This is a genomic window from Bacteroides caecigallinarum, assembly GCF_021530995.1.
GTDB classification, from domain to species: Bacteria; Bacteroidota; Bacteroidia; order Bacteroidales; family Bacteroidaceae; genus Phocaeicola; species Phocaeicola faecigallinarum.
On record NZ_JADYTF010000287.1, the window covers coordinates 1 to 508 of the forward strand.

The following is a 508-nucleotide window of genomic DNA, read 5'->3' on the forward strand; positions in this document are numbered from 1 at the left end:
ATAATAAGGGGATGGGGTAACTACTACAGCCATGTGGTATCAAAGGAGGTGTTCTGTAGATGTGACCATATCCTGGTAAACCAACTTAAGAGATGGTCATATCGCAGACATACCAACAAGTCAAGGGAATGGATAAGGAAGAAGTATTTTATCCGCAAGGGTGGAAGAAACTGGATTTTCGGATTTGAATATGTATGTGGAGGAACAGAGGAGAAGTTCACAGTACAACAACTGACGGAGATTCCAATCAAACGACACATAAAGATAAAATGTGAAGCCAATCCGTTCGACCCATCATGGGACGAATACTTCGAAAGACGGAAACTCAAAAGTGCCCGTCAACGTGCGTGAAGAAAACTTTATCGGAAACAAGTCATCAAAAGATGATTATGAGCCGATTTAATTTTATGAGAATTAAATTTAGAATTATCGGAGCTGTATGCGGTGAAAGTCGCACGTACAGTTCTTAATGGGGAAAGCGGCAGCAATGCCGCCGACCTACATAACA

The 508-nt window shown here is 41.5% G+C and carries 1 protein-coding gene; it reads left to right on the forward strand.

The window, feature by feature from the left end; genetic code table 11:
* The coding region (locus I6E24_RS16655) for a group II intron maturase-specific domain-containing protein (RefSeq protein WP_317218747.1) at positions 1–351 on the forward strand (351 nt) is incomplete at its 5' end.
* Positions 352–508 lie beyond the last annotated feature (157 nt).